This is a genomic window from Pseudomonas oryzagri (assembly GCF_020831405.1).
GTDB lineage: Bacteria > Pseudomonadota > Gammaproteobacteria > Pseudomonadales > Pseudomonadaceae > Geopseudomonas > Geopseudomonas oryzagri.
In genome coordinates, this window is record NZ_JAJHPU010000003.1 from 158,959 (window position 1) to 172,012 (window position 13,054).

General features: G+C 67.2%; 14 protein-coding genes. 5 read left to right on the forward strand and 9 right to left on the reverse strand.

Features of this window, described 5'->3' with window-relative positions; genetic code table 11:
• Nucleotides 1-30: 30 nt before the first annotated feature.
• Nucleotides 31-1,707, forward strand: coding sequence for a 30S ribosomal protein S1 (gene rpsA / locus LMJ29_RS01535; RefSeq protein WP_229603293.1), 1,677 nt, complete (start codon nucleotides 31-33; stop codon nucleotides 1,705-1,707).
• Nucleotides 1,708-1,886: 179 nt separating this feature from the next.
• Here rpsA and LMJ29_RS01540 read toward each other — a convergent pair whose 3' ends face one another.
• The 5 genes from LMJ29_RS01540 to LMJ29_RS01560 form a co-directional block, all read right to left on the reverse strand.
• The gene (locus LMJ29_RS01540; RefSeq protein ID WP_229603295.1) at nucleotides 1,887-2,588 is read right to left on the reverse strand and encodes an ATP-binding cassette domain-containing protein; all 702 of its coding nucleotides are present in this window, start codon (nucleotides 2,586-2,588) and stop codon (nucleotides 1,887-1,889) included.
• Between the two features lie 3 nt (nucleotides 2,589-2,591).
• Complete coding sequence (livG, locus tag LMJ29_RS01545; protein ID WP_229603298.1) at nucleotides 2,592-3,359, reverse strand: high-affinity branched-chain amino acid ABC transporter ATP-binding protein LivG; 768 nt, start codon at nucleotides 3,357-3,359, stop codon at nucleotides 2,592-2,594.
• Nucleotides 3,356-4,627: a high-affinity branched-chain amino acid ABC transporter permease LivM gene (locus tag LMJ29_RS01550; protein ID WP_264758721.1), complete on the reverse strand. Its 1,272-nt coding sequence runs from the start codon at nucleotides 4,625-4,627 to the stop codon at nucleotides 3,356-3,358. Before LMJ29_RS01550 ends, livG begins: the two co-directional genes overlap by 4 nt.
• The gene (gene livH, locus LMJ29_RS01555) at nucleotides 4,624-5,547 is read right to left on the reverse strand and encodes a high-affinity branched-chain amino acid ABC transporter permease LivH (protein WP_229603300.1); all 924 of its coding nucleotides are present in this window, start codon (nucleotides 5,545-5,547) and stop codon (nucleotides 4,624-4,626) included. Before livH ends, LMJ29_RS01550 begins: the two co-directional genes overlap by 4 nt.
• A gap of 220 nt (nucleotides 5,548-5,767) precedes the next feature.
• Nucleotides 5,768-6,889, reverse strand: a complete 1,122-nt coding sequence (locus tag LMJ29_RS01560) for a branched-chain amino acid ABC transporter substrate-binding protein (RefSeq protein WP_229603303.1) — start codon at nucleotides 6,887-6,889, stop codon at nucleotides 5,768-5,770.
• Between the two features lie 220 nt (nucleotides 6,890-7,109).
• On the opposite strand from LMJ29_RS01560, the gene LMJ29_RS01565 reads away from it, so the two are divergent.
• A complete protein-coding gene (locus LMJ29_RS01565; protein WP_229603306.1) occupies nucleotides 7,110-7,436 on the forward strand; it encodes a DUF2288 domain-containing protein in 327 nt (108 codons plus the stop codon).
• Nucleotides 7,437-7,508: 72 nt separating this feature from the next.
• Nucleotides 7,509-7,874, forward strand: a complete 366-nt coding sequence (locus LMJ29_RS01570) for a DUF5064 family protein (RefSeq protein ID WP_229603309.1) — start codon at nucleotides 7,509-7,511, stop codon at nucleotides 7,872-7,874.
• A 24-nt stretch (nucleotides 7,875-7,898) separates the two neighbouring features.
• Here the strand turns inward: LMJ29_RS01570 and phnE are convergent, their stop codons facing one another.
• From phnE to LMJ29_RS01590, 4 genes are read right to left on the reverse strand one after another with little or no spacing between them, the layout of a single operon-like run.
• On the reverse strand, nucleotides 7,899-8,666 hold the full coding sequence (gene phnE / locus LMJ29_RS01575; RefSeq protein WP_229603312.1) for a phosphonate ABC transporter, permease protein PhnE: 768 nt from the start codon (nucleotides 8,664-8,666) through the stop codon (nucleotides 7,899-7,901).
• 13 nt (nucleotides 8,667-8,679) lie between these two features.
• Nucleotides 8,680-9,519 (reverse strand): PhnE/PtxC family ABC transporter permease, encoded by an 840-nt coding sequence (locus tag LMJ29_RS01580; RefSeq protein WP_229603316.1) that lies wholly within the window; start codon nucleotides 9,517-9,519, stop codon nucleotides 8,680-8,682.
• A complete protein-coding gene (locus LMJ29_RS01585; RefSeq protein ID WP_229603318.1) occupies nucleotides 9,513-10,319 on the reverse strand; it encodes a phosphonate ABC transporter ATP-binding protein in 807 nt (268 codons plus the stop codon). The genes LMJ29_RS01580 and LMJ29_RS01585 overlap by 7 nt, the downstream gene beginning before the upstream one ends.
• On the reverse strand, nucleotides 10,316-11,167 hold the full coding sequence (locus LMJ29_RS01590; protein ID WP_229603321.1) for a putative selenate ABC transporter substrate-binding protein: 852 nt from the start codon (nucleotides 11,165-11,167) through the stop codon (nucleotides 10,316-10,318). Before LMJ29_RS01590 ends, LMJ29_RS01585 begins: the two co-directional genes overlap by 4 nt.
• Before the next feature lie 120 nt (nucleotides 11,168-11,287).
• Here LMJ29_RS01590 and LMJ29_RS01595 point away from each other — a divergent pair, with 120 nt between their 5' ends.
• Nucleotides 11,288-12,178: an NAD(P)-dependent oxidoreductase gene (locus tag LMJ29_RS01595; protein WP_229603322.1), complete on the forward strand. Its 891-nt coding sequence runs from the start codon at nucleotides 11,288-11,290 to the stop codon at nucleotides 12,176-12,178.
• Nucleotides 12,175-12,951, forward strand: coding sequence for a hydroxypyruvate isomerase family protein (locus LMJ29_RS01600; RefSeq protein ID WP_229603323.1), 777 nt, complete (start codon nucleotides 12,175-12,177; stop codon nucleotides 12,949-12,951). The genes LMJ29_RS01595 and LMJ29_RS01600 overlap by 4 nt, the downstream gene beginning before the upstream one ends.
• Nucleotides 12,952-13,054 lie beyond the last annotated feature (103 nt).

Sequence of the window (13,054 nt, forward strand, 5' to 3'; positions counted from 1 at the left end):
TTCCTGTGCCCTTGATCAACAGGTATGAACATGAGCGAAAGCTTTGCAGAACTTTTTGAAGAAAGCCTGAAATCCCTCGACATGCAGCCGGGTGCCATCATCACCGGCATCGTGGTCGACATCGACGGTGACTGGGTTACCGTGCATGCCGGCCTCAAGTCCGAGGGCGTCATCCCGGTCGAGCAGTTCTACAACGAGCAGGGCGAGCTGACCATCAAGGTCGGTGACGAAGTCCACGTTGCGCTGGACGCCGTGGAAGATGGCTTCGGCGAGACCAAGCTGTCCCGCGAGAAGGCCAAGCGCGCCGAGTCCTGGCTGGTTCTGGAAGCCGCGTTCTCTGCCGAAGAAGTGGTCAAGGGCATCATCAACGGCAAGGTCAAGGGTGGCTTCACCGTCGACATCAACGGCATCCGCGCCTTCCTGCCGGGTTCCCTGGTCGACGTGCGTCCGGTGCGCGACACCGCCCACCTGGAAAACAAGGAACTCGAGTTCAAGGTCATCAAGCTGGACCAGAAGCGCAACAACGTTGTCGTTTCCCGTCGCAGCGTGCTGGAAGCCGAGAACAGCGCCGAGCGCGAAGCCCTGCTGGAATCCCTGCAGGAAGGCCAGCAGGTCAAAGGTATCGTCAAGAACCTCACCGACTACGGTGCGTTCGTTGACCTGGGCGGCGTCGATGGTCTGCTGCACATCACCGACATGGCCTGGAAGCGCATCAAGCATCCGTCCGAGATCGTCAACGTTGGCGACGAGATCGATGTCAAGGTGCTGAAGTTCGACCGCGAGCGCAACCGCGTCTCCCTGGGTCTGAAGCAGCTGGGCGAAGATCCGTGGGTCGCCATCAAGGCCCGTTACCCGGAAGGCACCCGCGTTCAGGCTCGCGTCACCAACCTCACCGACTACGGCTGCTTCGCCGAGCTGGAAGAAGGCGTCGAGGGTCTGGTGCACGTGTCCGAAATGGACTGGACCAACAAGAACATCCACCCGTCCAAGGTCGTTCAGGTCGGCGACGAAGTGGAAGTCATGGTTCTGGACATCGACGAAGAGCGTCGTCGTATCTCCCTGGGCATCAAGCAGTGCAAGCCGAACCCGTGGGAAGAGTTCTCCGGCCACTTCAACAAGGGCGACCGCATCTCCGGTACCATCAAGTCGATCACCGACTTCGGTATCTTCATCGGTCTGGACGGCGGCATCGACGGTCTGGTTCACCTGTCCGACATCTCCTGGAACGAGCCGGGTGAAGAAGCCGTGCGTCGCTTCAAGAAGGGCGACGAGCTGGACACCGTGATCCTGTCCGTGGATCCGGAGCGCGAGCGCATCTCCCTGGGCATCAAGCAACTGGAAGACGATCCGTTCTCCAGCTACGCCGGCCTGAACGAGAAGGGCGCCATCGTCCGTGGCACCGTCAAGGAAGTCGACGCCAAGGGCGCCGTCATCACCCTGGCCAACGAAGTGGAAGGCGTGCTGAAGGCTTCCGAAATCAGCCGTGACCGCGTTGAAGACGCGCGCAACGTGCTGAAGGAAGGCGACGAAGTCGAAGCCAAGATCATCAGCATCGATCGCAAGAGCCGCGTGATCAGCCTGTCGATCAAGTCCAAGGACGTCGACGACGAGAAGGAAGCCATGAAGGAACTGCGCAAGCAAGACGTGAGCGCCGGTCCGACCACCATCGGCGACCTGATCAAGGCTCAGATGAGCAACCAGAACTAAGTTCTGCTTGATCGAGAAAAAGGGCGACTTCGGTCGCCCTTTTTCATGCCCGCGATTTGCCGTCCGGGCTGGTGGCGTTGCCCCTGGCGGCAGGGTGTCTGCATCCGACGGTCGCAGTATGCGCATGAAAAAGGCCCCCGCGCGACAGCGTGGGAGCCTTGATGCTGTAGGAGTGGCTGTCAGCCGCCCAGGTAGGCCTTGCGCACTTCCGGGTTGGCCAGCAGCGCTTCGCCACTGTCCTGCAGGACGATCCGCCCGTTCTCCAGCACGTAGCCGCGGTCGGCCAGCTTGAGCGCCTGGTTGGCGTTCTGCTCGACCAGGAACACGGTGACGCCGTCGGCGCGCAACTGTTCGATGATCTCGAAGATCTGCTGGATGATGATCGGCGCCAGACCCAGCGACGGTTCGTCGAGCAGCAGCAGGCGCGGCTTGCTCATCAGCGCGCGGCCGATGGCGAGCATCTGTTGCTCGCCGCCGGACATGGTGCCGGCGCGCTGGGCATAGCGTTCCTTGAGGCGCGGGAACAGGCCGAGCACCCTGTCCATCTGGACCTGGTAGTCATCCTTGTCGGTGAAGAAGCCGCCCATGGCGAGGTTCTCCTCCACCGTCAGGCGGGCGAACACCCGCCGGCCCTCGGGGACGATGGCGATGCTCTTGCGCATGATGTCGCAGGAGTGCTGGCCGACCAGTTCCTCGCCGAGGTAGCGGATGCTGCCGGAGGCGGCGCGCGGCGAACCGCACAGGGTCATCAGCAGGGTGGACTTGCCGGCGCCGTTGGCGCCGATCAGGGTGACGATCTCGCCCTTCTGCACCTCGAGGCTGACCCCGTGCAGGGCCTGGATCTTGCCGTAGAAGGTGGAGACGTTGTCGAATCTCAGCATGGCTCAGGCCTCCCCCAGATAGGCCTTGATCACGTCCGGGTTGCTGCGGATCTGCTCCGGCGTGCCGTCCGCCAGGGGGGTGCCCTGGTTGATCACGTAGATGTGGTCGGAAATGCTCATCACCAGGTGCATGTCGTGCTCGATCAGCAGCACGGTGACGCCATGCTCGGTACGCAGCATGCCGATCAGCTGCTTGAGCTCCTCGGTCTCGCGCGGGTTGAGGCCGGCGGCCGGCTCGTCGAGCATCAACAGTTGCGGGCGGGTCATCATGCAGCGGGCGATCTCCAGGCGGCGCTGCTGGCCGTAGGCCAGGGTGCCGGCCGGGCGATTGGCCACATCGAGCAGGTCGACGCGATCCAGCCAGTGGGCGGCGAACTCCATGGCGTCCTGCTCGCTGCGGCGGAACGCCGGCGTCTTCAGCAGGCCGGAGAGGAAGCTGGTGTTGAGGTGGCGATGCTGGGCCACCAGCAGGTTCTCCACCGCGGTCATGTCCTTGAACAGGCGAACGTTCTGGAAGGTGCGCACCACGCCCTTGCGGGCGATCTGGTGGCCGGCCAGGCCGTGGATCGGCTCGCCGCGCAGCTGGATGCTGCCGCCGGTGGGCTGGTAGAAGCCGGTCAGGCAGTTGAATACCGTGGTCTTGCCGGCGCCGTTGGGGCCGATCATCGACACCACCTGTTTCTCCTGGACGTCGAGGCGGACGCCGTTGACCGCCAGCAGGCCGCCGAAGCGCATGGACAGGTCGCGGACCTCAAGCAGGGAACGGCTCATCGACGCACCTCCAGATGCGGGCGCTGCATCGGCAGCAGTCCTTGCGGACGCCAGATCATCATCAGCACCATCAGGGCGCCGAACATCAGCATGCGGTATTCGTTGAATTCACGGGCAAGCTCGGGCAGCAGGATCATCACCACCGCGGCGAGGATCACGCCGAGCTGCGAGCCCATGCCGCCGAGCACCACGATGGCGAGGATGATCGCCGACTCGATGAAGGTGAACGACTCGGGACTGACCAGGCCCTGGCGCGCGGCGAAGAAGCTGCCGGCGAAGCCGGCGAAGCAGGCGCCGAGGGTGAAGGCCGACAGCTTGATCAGCGTCGGGTTGAGGCCCAGCGCGCGACAGGCGATCTCGTCTTCGCGCAGCGCCTCCCAGGCGCGGCCCAGCGGCATGCGCAGCAGGCGGTTGATCACGAACAGGGCCAGCAGCACCAGCAGCAGGGCGACCAGGTAGAGGAAGATCACCTTGTGGTTGGAGTTGTAGGCGATGCCGAAGAACTCGTGGAAGGTCTGCATGCCCTCCGCGGCGCGGCGCTCGAAGGTCAGGCCGAACAGCGTCGGCTTGTCGATGCCGCTGATGCCGTTGGGGCCGCCGGTCAGCCAGGTCATGTTGCGCAGCAGGATGCGGATGATCTCGCCGAAGCCCAGGGTGACGATGGCGAGGTAGTCGCCGCGCAGGCGCAGCACCGGGAAGCCGAGCAGGAAGCCGAACAGCGCAGCCATGGCACCGGCGATCGGCAGGCACTGCCAGAAGCTCAGGCCGAAGTAGTGCGAGAGCAGGGCGTAGCTGTAGGCGCCGACCGCGTAGAAGCCGACATAGCCCAGATCGAGCAGGCCGGCCAGGCCGACCACGATGTTCAGGCCGAGGCCGAGCAACACGTAGATCAGGATCAGCGTGGCGATATCCACCGCGCCGCGCGAGCCGAAGAACGGCCAGGCCAGACCAATCACGATCAGCGCCAGAATCGCCCAGCGTTGGGTCGAGGGCAGGGTGAGGAAGTTGCTGGTGCTGCGCGGCAGGCTGGGCAGGCCCGGGATACCCGAGCAGGCCGAGGCGACGCGCTCGCGGGTCAGCTGCCAGACGAACATGGCCACGGCGGCGGCGGCGATGGTCCACAGGACGAGCGGGCTGGCACCGTGCACCTCGACCCGGATGCCGACGGTGGTCAGCTTCAGGCCGAGCACCGGATAGGCCACCGCCAGCACCAGCAGGGCGCTGAACAGGGCGGTCTTGAGATTCTTGCCGATAGTCGAGCTGCTCATACCTTTTCCACCTCCGGGCGGCCGAGGATGCCGGTCGGACGGAACAGCAGCACCAGGACCAGCAGGCCGAAGGCCACCACGTCCTTGTACTGGTCGCCGAAGACATCGGCGCCAAATGCTTCGGCCACGCCGAGCAGCAGGCCGCCGAGCATGGCGCCGGGGATGCTGCCGATGCCGCCGAGCACCGCGGCGGTGAACGCCTTGAGGCCGGCGAGGAAGCCGATGTGCGGGTTGATCACGCCGTACTGCATGCCGAGCAGCACCGCCGCCACCGCGGCCAGCGCGGCGCCGATGACGAAGGTCAGGGCGATGATGCGGTTGCTGTCGATGCCCAGCAGGTTGGTCATCTTCAGGTCCTCGGCGCAGGCGCGGCAGGCGCGGCCGAGGCGCGAGCGGGAGATGAACAGGGTCAGGCCGAGCATGGTCGCCAGGGTGACGATGAAGATCAGCACCTGCATGTAGGAGATCACCACGCCGTTCATGGTGCTCTCGCCGAGCACGAAGTTGCCCGGCAGCAGGTTGGGGATCGCCTTGTCCTTGGAGTCCTGGGCCAGCAGCACCTGGTTCTGCAGGAAGATCGACATGCCGATCGCCGAGATCAGCGGAATCAGCCGGTTGCTGGCGCGCAGCGGGCGGTAGGCGACCCGCTCGATGCTGTAGCCGTAGGCGCTGGTGACGATGATGGTGGCGGCGAAGGCGGCGATCATCACCAGCGGCAGGCTATCCAGCCCCATCAGGCTGAGACCGGCGATGACGATGAAGGCCACGTAGGAACCGATCATGTACACCTCGCCGTGGGCGAAGTTGATCATGCCGATGATGCCGTAGACCATGGTGTAGCCGATGGCGATCAGGGCATAGGTGCTACCGACCGTTAGGCCGTTCACCAGTTGTTGCAGGTAGTGGTAGAGCTCGGGCATGACGCCTCTCCTGGGGATCGCTGCGGGGGTGACGGGTGCGCGCAAGCCTCGGCCATATGCCGATCCGGTGATCCCTGCTTCCGGAGCTGTGCCTGCACCAGGTCGTTCGGGACGGATGCCCGCTGGCGCAGCGATCGAATCCTGCAGCCGCCGGCGGGATCCGCCGCCAGCGCTGCGTGTTCATGTCGCGGCCGGGCGGATGCCCGGCCGGACGGTTTCATCACTTGACCTCGGTTTTGGTGCCGTCGGCGTGCCACTCGTAGACCACGAAGCTGAAGTCCTTCAGATCGCCCTTCTCGTCGAAGGCGAGGGCCCCGGTGGGGGTTTCGAAGGTGTTGCTGCGCAGGGCCTCGGCGACCTTCACCGGATCGGTGCTGTCGGTCTTGTCGATGCTCTCGGCGATCACCTGCACGGCGGCGTAGGCGGGGAACACGAAGGGACCGGACGGGTCCTGCTTCTTGGCCTTGAACGCCTCGACCAGCGCCTGGTTCTTGGGATCCTGGTCGAAGGACTTGGGCAGGGTGACCAGCATGCCTTCGGAGGCCGGGCCGGCGATGGCGGAAATTTCCGAGTTGCCGACGCCTTCCGGGCCCATGAAGCGGACCTTCAGGCCCTTCTCGGCGCTCTGGCGCAGCAGCAGGCCCAGCTCGGGGTGGTAGCCGCCGTAGTAGACGAAGTCGACGCCGGCCTGCTTGAGCTTGGCGATCAGCGAGGAGAAGTCCTTGTCGCCGCTGTTGATGCCTTCGAACAGCGAGACCTTGACGCCGGCCTGGTCCAGGGTCTGCTTGACCGCGGTGGCGATGCCTTCGCCGTACTGCTGCTTGTCGTGGATCACCGCGACGTTCTTGGGCTTGATCTTCTCGACGATGAACTTGCCGGCGGTGGGGCCCTGCAGGCTGTCCAGGCCGATGGTGCGGAAGATCATCTGGTAGCCGCGGGCGGTGATGTCCGGACTGGTGGCGGCGGGGCTGATCATCAGGATGCCCTCGTCCTCATAGATGTCGGACGCCGGCTGGGTGGAGCTTGAGCAGAGGTGACCGACCACGAAGACGATACCGTCGTTGACGATCTTGTTGGCTACCGCCACGGCCTGCTTGGGATCGCAGGCGTCGTCGTAGCGAACGCTTTCGAGCTGCTGGCCATTGACGCCGCCGGCCTTGTTGATCTGCTCGACCGCCATTTCCGCACCGATGAACTGCATGTCGCCGTACTGCGCCACCGGACCGGTGACCGGGCCGGCGATGGCGATCTTGATGGGGTCGGCCGCCAGGCCGTGGCTGGCGAGGCCCGCCAGTGCGATGCCGGCGAACAGGCGGGAAAGCTTCCCTGAGAGTTTGCTCATAAATGCTCCACTGTTGTCTTCGTTTTATGTGGTGCAGACCGGGGCTCAGCCGCCAATCTGCCACAAGCTTCTGATCCCGCGCCTAAATTGCCGTGTCATAACGCAAAAAGCCAGCACCCCGGAGCGTCCCGACATATTGCGCTGTACGACAGCCGACTCCGTAGGCTTGCCTGCGACCGGCCGGGCGTTATCATGGCGCCCCCGATCGAAGGTGACACCCATGTCTGGCCCTACTTCAGAACCTAGCACTCTCTATTCCAAGCTGCTCGGCGAAACCGCGGCGATTTCCTGGCAGGAGTTGCAACCCTTCTTTGCCCGCGGTGCGGTGCTGCGTGTGGAAGGAACCCTGGACCTCGTCGGCGTGGCCGCGGCCTTGGCCGAGGACGACAAGCGCACCATTACCCAGTGGCTGGCCAGCGGCGAGTTGCGCAAGCTGGAAGTGCTGGATGCCGAGGACTACCTGGCCCGCGATCCGCAGCTGTGGGCGGTGGTGGTGGCACCCTGGGTGCTGGTTCAGGAGCGCACGGTGGCGCCGGCGCTGCATTGATCCAGCGTCGGGCGGACGCTCCGGAAAAGCCGGACTAGACTTCCTGCAGTTTCCGACCCAAGGAGTGCAGCCATGTTCGAGCCCGGTCACGTACACGTCTCCAACCCCGTCGCGGCGCTAGGCCTGCCGGCCTACAGCGTCGATATTCATTACGAAGTGCGCCCGGATTCGAAAGGCGGAGCGACGGTGCACTTCCGCCTGCTGGGCGAGATCGCCGGCAAGGCGTTCGAGGAAGCCTTCGAGATGTCCCACGACACGGTGTTCAACTTCGCCAGCACCGTGGGCAAGGTCACCGCCAAGCATGGGATGCCGCCCAACCACAGCCCGGTCCTGCGCCATCACAAGGAGTTCGACGCCACCTTCGAGGACATCCGCAGCAAGCTGCAGGCGATCATCAGCGGCCCGGTGGGCGCCCGTGATCCGAAATCGGACGTCTGATCGCGAAGCGGCCGACTCCGGCGGCTAGTGGCTGACCCAGCGTTGCCGCGCCCAGCCGCTCAGGGCGTCGACTACCAGCACCAGCAGCAGCATGGCGAGAATCACCGTGGCGGCCTGGGCCTGCTGGAACAGGCTGAGACTGACGTAGAGCATCTGGCCAAGGCCGCCGGCGCCGACGAAGCCGAGCACGCTGGCCATGCGGATGTTGTTCTCCCAGCGATACAGCATGTAGGCGATCAGCTGCGGCCAGACGCCCGGCAGGGTGCCGTAGACGAAGGCGGCGATGCGTCCGCCGCCGCTCAGGCGAATCGCCTCGGCCGGTTCGGCCGGGGTGTTCTCCAGCGCTTCGGCGAACAGCCGGCCGAGCACGCCGGCGGTATGCAGGGCGAGCGCCAGGGTGCCGGCGTTGGGGCCGAGGCCCGCCGCCAGCACCATCAGCGCCGCCCACACCAGTTCCGGAATCGATCGCAACGCGTTGAGCAGCAGGCGCGCCAGAGCCATGCCGATGCGGCCGAAGCGACCGGCCGCCGGTAACGCCAGCAGCAGGCCGAGCAGGGCGGCGAGCAGGGTGCCCAGCGCCGACATGGCCAGGGTTTCCAGGCTGGCGCGGCCGATGGCGGCGAGGTGTGCGGCGGAAAAGTCGGCCGGGAAGAAGCCCGCGGCGTAGTCGGCCATCAGGGACAGGCTGCGTGTGCTGGTCAGCCCGCTGAAGTCCAGGCCGAGACCGGCGAAGGAGGCGACGACGGCCAGCAGGATCGCCACGAGCAAGGCGTAGTTGAGCGTGCGTTTCATGCCGGCCAGCCCTTCATGTCAACCGGTTGCGCAGCAGGCGGCTGAGCTGGTCGGCGAGCAACACCAGGGCGAAGAAGGTCAGCAGCATGCTGGCCACCTCACCGCCGGCGAACATGCGCATCGACAGGTCGATCTGCTGGCCGAGCCCGCCGGCGCCGACGAAGCCCATCACCACCGAGGCGCGGATCGCGCATTCCCAGCGGTACACCGTGTAGGACAGCATTTCCCCCGCCGCATTGGGCAGCACGCCGTAGGCGAACGCCGCCAGTCGCGGGCTGCCGGCGGCGAGCAGGGCGCGTGCCGGGCGCGGGTCCACCGATTCGCAGATCTCCGCGTAGACCTTGCCGAGCATGCCGCCGTAGGTGATGGCGATGGCCAGCACCCCGGCGGTGGGGCCCAGGCCAACGGCGCGCACGAACAGCAGCGCCCAGACGATCTCCGGGATGCTGCGCAGCACGATCAGCAGCAGGCGTACCGGCCAGCGCAGGGCGTTGGCCCACCACAGCGGGCGGCCGCCGCGTGCCACCGCCGATATCGACAGCACGCGGGTGGCCAGCAGCGCGCAGGGCGCGGCGATCAGCCAGGCCAGCGCCATGCCGGCGGTGGCGATGGCCAGGGTTTCCAGGGTGGCGCGGCCGAGCAGGGCGAGGAACTCGCCCGCGTGCGCCGGCGGCCAGAAGCCGGCGACGAAGCTGCCCATGGTGGCGGCATTGTCGCCGTCGAGCAGCACGGCCAGATTCAGCTCGCTGAGCGACAACCCCGGCCACAGCAGGGCCAGCGCCAGGATGGTCAGCGCCAGGCGCGGCAGGGCGGCGGGATCGCGCGGGGCCGGACCGGCCGAAGGGCTCAGCATCGCGGGATGGCCACCACATGCGGCGCCGGGGGCGGCGAGGCGGGCGAGGGGGCGGCCAGCTGTTCGTTGGCATACAGGGCCTCCAGGGCCTCCGCGCTCACCGCGTGGCTGGGCAGGTCGAAGGCGATGCGCCCGTCGCGCACGCCGACGATGCGCGGGAAGTGGTTGAGCGCCAGGTCCACCGCATGCAGGCTGGCCAGCAGGGTGACGCCGCGCGCCTCGGCCTCGGCGGTCAGCACGCCAAGGGTGTGGCTGGCCAGCACCGGGTCCATCGCCGACACCGGTTCGTCGGCGAGGATCAGTTCGGGCCGCTGGTAGAGCACCCGGGCGATGCCCACGCGCTGCAGCTGGCCGCCGGAGAGCTGGTCGCAGCGCTCGAACAGCTTGTCGGCGATATCCAGGCGCGCCAGGGCGTCGCGCGCGCCAGCCGGATCGAGCGGATACAGCAGGTTGAGCAGGCCCTTCCACAGCGGCCACTGGCCGAGACGGCCGGCCAGTACCGCGGTGACCACGCGCTGGCGCGGCGGCAGCGGCGGGCTCTGGTGGATGAGGCCCAGGCGCGCGCGCAGGCGTTTGCGCGCGCCGGAGGACAGCTGCCAGGGTTCGGTGCCGAGCAGTTCCAGGCGGCCTTCGCTGGGCTGCAGGCTGGTGGCCAGCAGGCGCAGCAGGGTGGTCTTGCCGGCCCCGGATGGGCCGATGATGGCCAGCCGCTCGCCGCGGCTGACCGTCAATTCGACATCCTGAAGAGCGTGCCGACCGTTGGCGTGGGTCATGCCCACGCCGGTCAGGCGGATGCTCACTTCAACAGGCCGGCGGCGCGGGCGGCTTCCTCGATGCCGGCGTAGTTTTCCGGCTTGGTCTCGATGAAGCGGCTGGCGGCCTGCAGGTCGAGGATCGCCTTGTGCTCCGGGTTGGCCGGGTCGAGGGCGAGGAAGGCCTTCTTGAGCTTGGCGGTCAGCGCCGGATCGAGGGTGCCGCGCACGGTCCAGTTGTAGTCGTAGTAGGTCGGGGTGGTGGCGAACACATGCACCTTGGCGGTATCGACCTTGCCGGCGTCGACCAGCTTCTGCCACACGCTGGCGTTGAGCACGCCGGCGTCGACCTTGCCGGCCTGCACCCAGGCGACGGTGGCGTCATGCGCACCGGAGTAGGCCACGCGGGAGAAGAACTGCTCGGGAACGATGCCGTCCTTCTGCATGAAGTAGCGCGGCATCAGGCTGCCGGAGGTGGAGGACACCGAGCCGAAGGCGAAGGTCTTGCCCTTCAGGTCCTGCAGCGACTTCACCGCCGGGTCGGCGCTGATGAACTTGCTGGTGAACTTCTCGTCCTGCTCGCGCTGTACCAGCGGGATGGCGTTGCCGGTCTTCAGGCGGGTCTGCACGAAGGTGAAGCCGCCCAGCCAGGCCAGGTCGACGCGGTCGGCGGCGATGCCCTCGACCACCGCGGCGTAGTCGGCGACCGGCACGAACTCGACCGGCATGCCCAGCTCCTTCTCCAGGTAGGCGCCCAGCGGCTTGAACTTGCGCAGCAGCTCGGTGGGCGCTTCGTCGGGGATGGCGGAAACCTTGAGGACCTCGGCGGCGTTGGCCACCACGGCGGAAACGGACAGGGCAATGCCGGCGGCCAGCGCCAGGGTACGCTTGAGCATGGGAGTTCTCCGGTTCAATGGCGGAAAAAACGTCTGTGAGTATAGGGCGCCGCTGGTCGAATGTTGGCGCGACGCCCCCAGGGTTAGAATGGCGGCTCCTTATACCCACTGGAGTCTGTCATGTCGACCCCGCCTTCCCTTGCCTTCGCCGGTATCGGCCTGATGGGCCTGCCGATGAGCCGCCGCCTGCTGGCCGCGGGTTTCCCCCTCAGCGTGTGGAACCGCAATCCGGCCAAGTGCGAGGCGCTGGTGGACGCCGGGGCGCAGGTGGTGGTGAATCCCGGCGACCTGTGCCGCGAGGCGGACATCGTCATGCTCTGCCTGGCCGACACCGCGGCGGTGCGCGAGGTGGTGTTCGGTCCCGGCGGCATCGTCGAACAGGGCCTGCCCGGCCAGCTGCTGGTGGATTTCTCCAGTTCGGACCCGGCGGCCACCCGCAAGATGGCCATCGAGCTGGAGGAGCGCTGCGGCATGCGCTGGGTGGATGCGCCGGTCTCCGGTGGCACCCCAGGCGCCGAGGCCGGCAGCCTGGCGATCATGGCCGGTGGTGCGGCGGACGACATCGAGCGCCTGCGGCCGATCCTCGCCCACCTCGGCCAGCGGCTGACGCGCATGGGCGAGGTCGGCGCCGGTCAGGTGACCAAGGTGGGCAACCAGATGATCGTCGCCTGCAACGCGCTGGTGATCGCCGAGGTGGTGGCGCTCGCCGAGCGCGCCGGCGTGGACGCCAGCCTGCTGGCGCCGGCGCTGGCCGGCGGCTTCGCCGATTCGAAACCGCTCCAGATTCTCGCCCCGCAGATGGCCGAAAGCCGCTTCGAGCCGATCAAGTGGCACGTGCGCACCCTGCTCAAGGACCTCGACACCGCGGTCAAGCTGTCCCGCGAGCAGGGCTCGGCCACGCCGATGAGCGGCCTGGCGGCGCAGCTGATGCGTCTGCACGGCAGCCAGGGCAACCTCGAGCGCGATCCGGCGACCCTGGTCGAGCTGTTCCGCCGGGAGGACGAGGCATGAGACTCGCCGCCAATCTGTCGCTGCTGTTCACCGAGCTGCCGCTGCTCGAGCGCGCCCAGGCGGCGGCCGAGGCCGGCTTCGCCGGGGTGGAGATCCAGTTCCCCTACGAGGTGGCCGCCCACGACCTCAAGGCCGCGCTGAAGCAGGCGGGGCTGCCGCTGGTGCTGATCAACCTGCCGGCGGGCGATCTGATGGCCGGCGGGCCGGGCCTGGCGGCGGTGCCGGAGCGCCAGGCCGAGTTCGACGCCGGACTGGCCCAGGCGCTGGTCTACGCCGCCACGGTGCGTCCGCAGTTCGTCAACGTGCTGCCCGGCCGGCTGGCCGAGGGCGTCGAGCGGGAGACGGCGCTGGCCACCCTGGCCGGCAACCTGCGCCGCTGTGCCGAAGCCTTCGCGCCGCTGGGCATCCGGGTGCTGGCCGAGGCGATCAACCCCATCGACATGCCGGGCTTCCTGGTCAATACGCCGGAAGACCTGAACCGTCTGATCGCGGCAGTGGGGCACCCCAATTTCGCCGCCCAGCTCGACCTCTACCATATGGCCCGCCAGGGCCTGGATCTGCCGGCCTGCATCGCCGCGTTGGGTGGTGGAATCGGTCACGTGCAGTTCGCCGACTGCCCGGGGCGCGGGGCGCCGGGGACCGGGCAGGTGGATTTCGCCGCTGCACGGGCGGCGCTGGGCGAGGCGGGCTACGCCGGCTGGCTGGCGGCCGAATACCGGCCGGGCGAGGAGGGCACCGCGGCCAGCCTGGAGTGGCTGGCGCAGTGGCGGTAGGAGTCGCGGTGTAGGGGCGAATTCATTCGCCCTGAGGCTCCTGCAGAGGCGAATGAATTCGCCCCTACGCGGAGCTGCGCAAGACGTAGGGCCGTGGGCAACT

Coding starts and splice junctions, on each gene's coding strand:
- livG (WP_229603298.1), bottom strand. CDS start 3,359: ATGAGCCGTTCCCTGCTTGAGGTCCGCGACCTGTCCATGCGCTTCGGC.
- phnE (WP_229603312.1), bottom strand. CDS start 8,666: ATGAAACGCACGCTCAACTACGCCTTGCTCGTGGCGATCCTGCTGGCC.
- LMJ29_RS01590 (WP_229603321.1), bottom strand. CDS start 11,167: ATGCTCAAGCGTACCCTGGCGCTGGCCGCCGGCATTGCCCTGTCCGTT.
- livH (WP_229603300.1), bottom strand. CDS start 5,547: ATGCCCGAGCTCTACCACTACCTGCAACAACTGGTGAACGGCCTAACG.
- LMJ29_RS01570 (WP_229603309.1), top strand. CDS start 7,509: ATGTTCGAGCCCGGTCACGTACACGTCTCCAACCCCGTCGCGGCGCTA.
- LMJ29_RS01600 (WP_229603323.1), top strand. CDS start 12,175: ATGAGACTCGCCGCCAATCTGTCGCTGCTGTTCACCGAGCTGCCGCTG.
- LMJ29_RS01540 (WP_229603295.1), bottom strand. CDS start 2,588: ATGCTGAGATTCGACAACGTCTCCACCTTCTACGGCAAGATCCAGGCC.
- LMJ29_RS01560 (WP_229603303.1), bottom strand. CDS start 6,889: ATGAGCAAACTCTCAGGGAAGCTTTCCCGCCTGTTCGCCGGCATCGCA.
- LMJ29_RS01565 (WP_229603306.1), top strand. CDS start 7,110: ATGTCTGGCCCTACTTCAGAACCTAGCACTCTCTATTCCAAGCTGCTC.
- LMJ29_RS01595 (WP_229603322.1), top strand. CDS start 11,288: ATGTCGACCCCGCCTTCCCTTGCCTTCGCCGGTATCGGCCTGATGGGC.
- LMJ29_RS01580 (WP_229603316.1), bottom strand. CDS start 9,519: ATGCTGAGCCCTTCGGCCGGTCCGGCCCCGCGCGATCCCGCCGCCCTG.
- LMJ29_RS01550 (WP_264758721.1), bottom strand. CDS start 4,627: ATGAGCAGCTCGACTATCGGCAAGAATCTCAAGACCGCCCTGTTCAGC.
- rpsA (WP_229603293.1), top strand. CDS start 31: ATGAGCGAAAGCTTTGCAGAACTTTTTGAAGAAAGCCTGAAATCCCTC.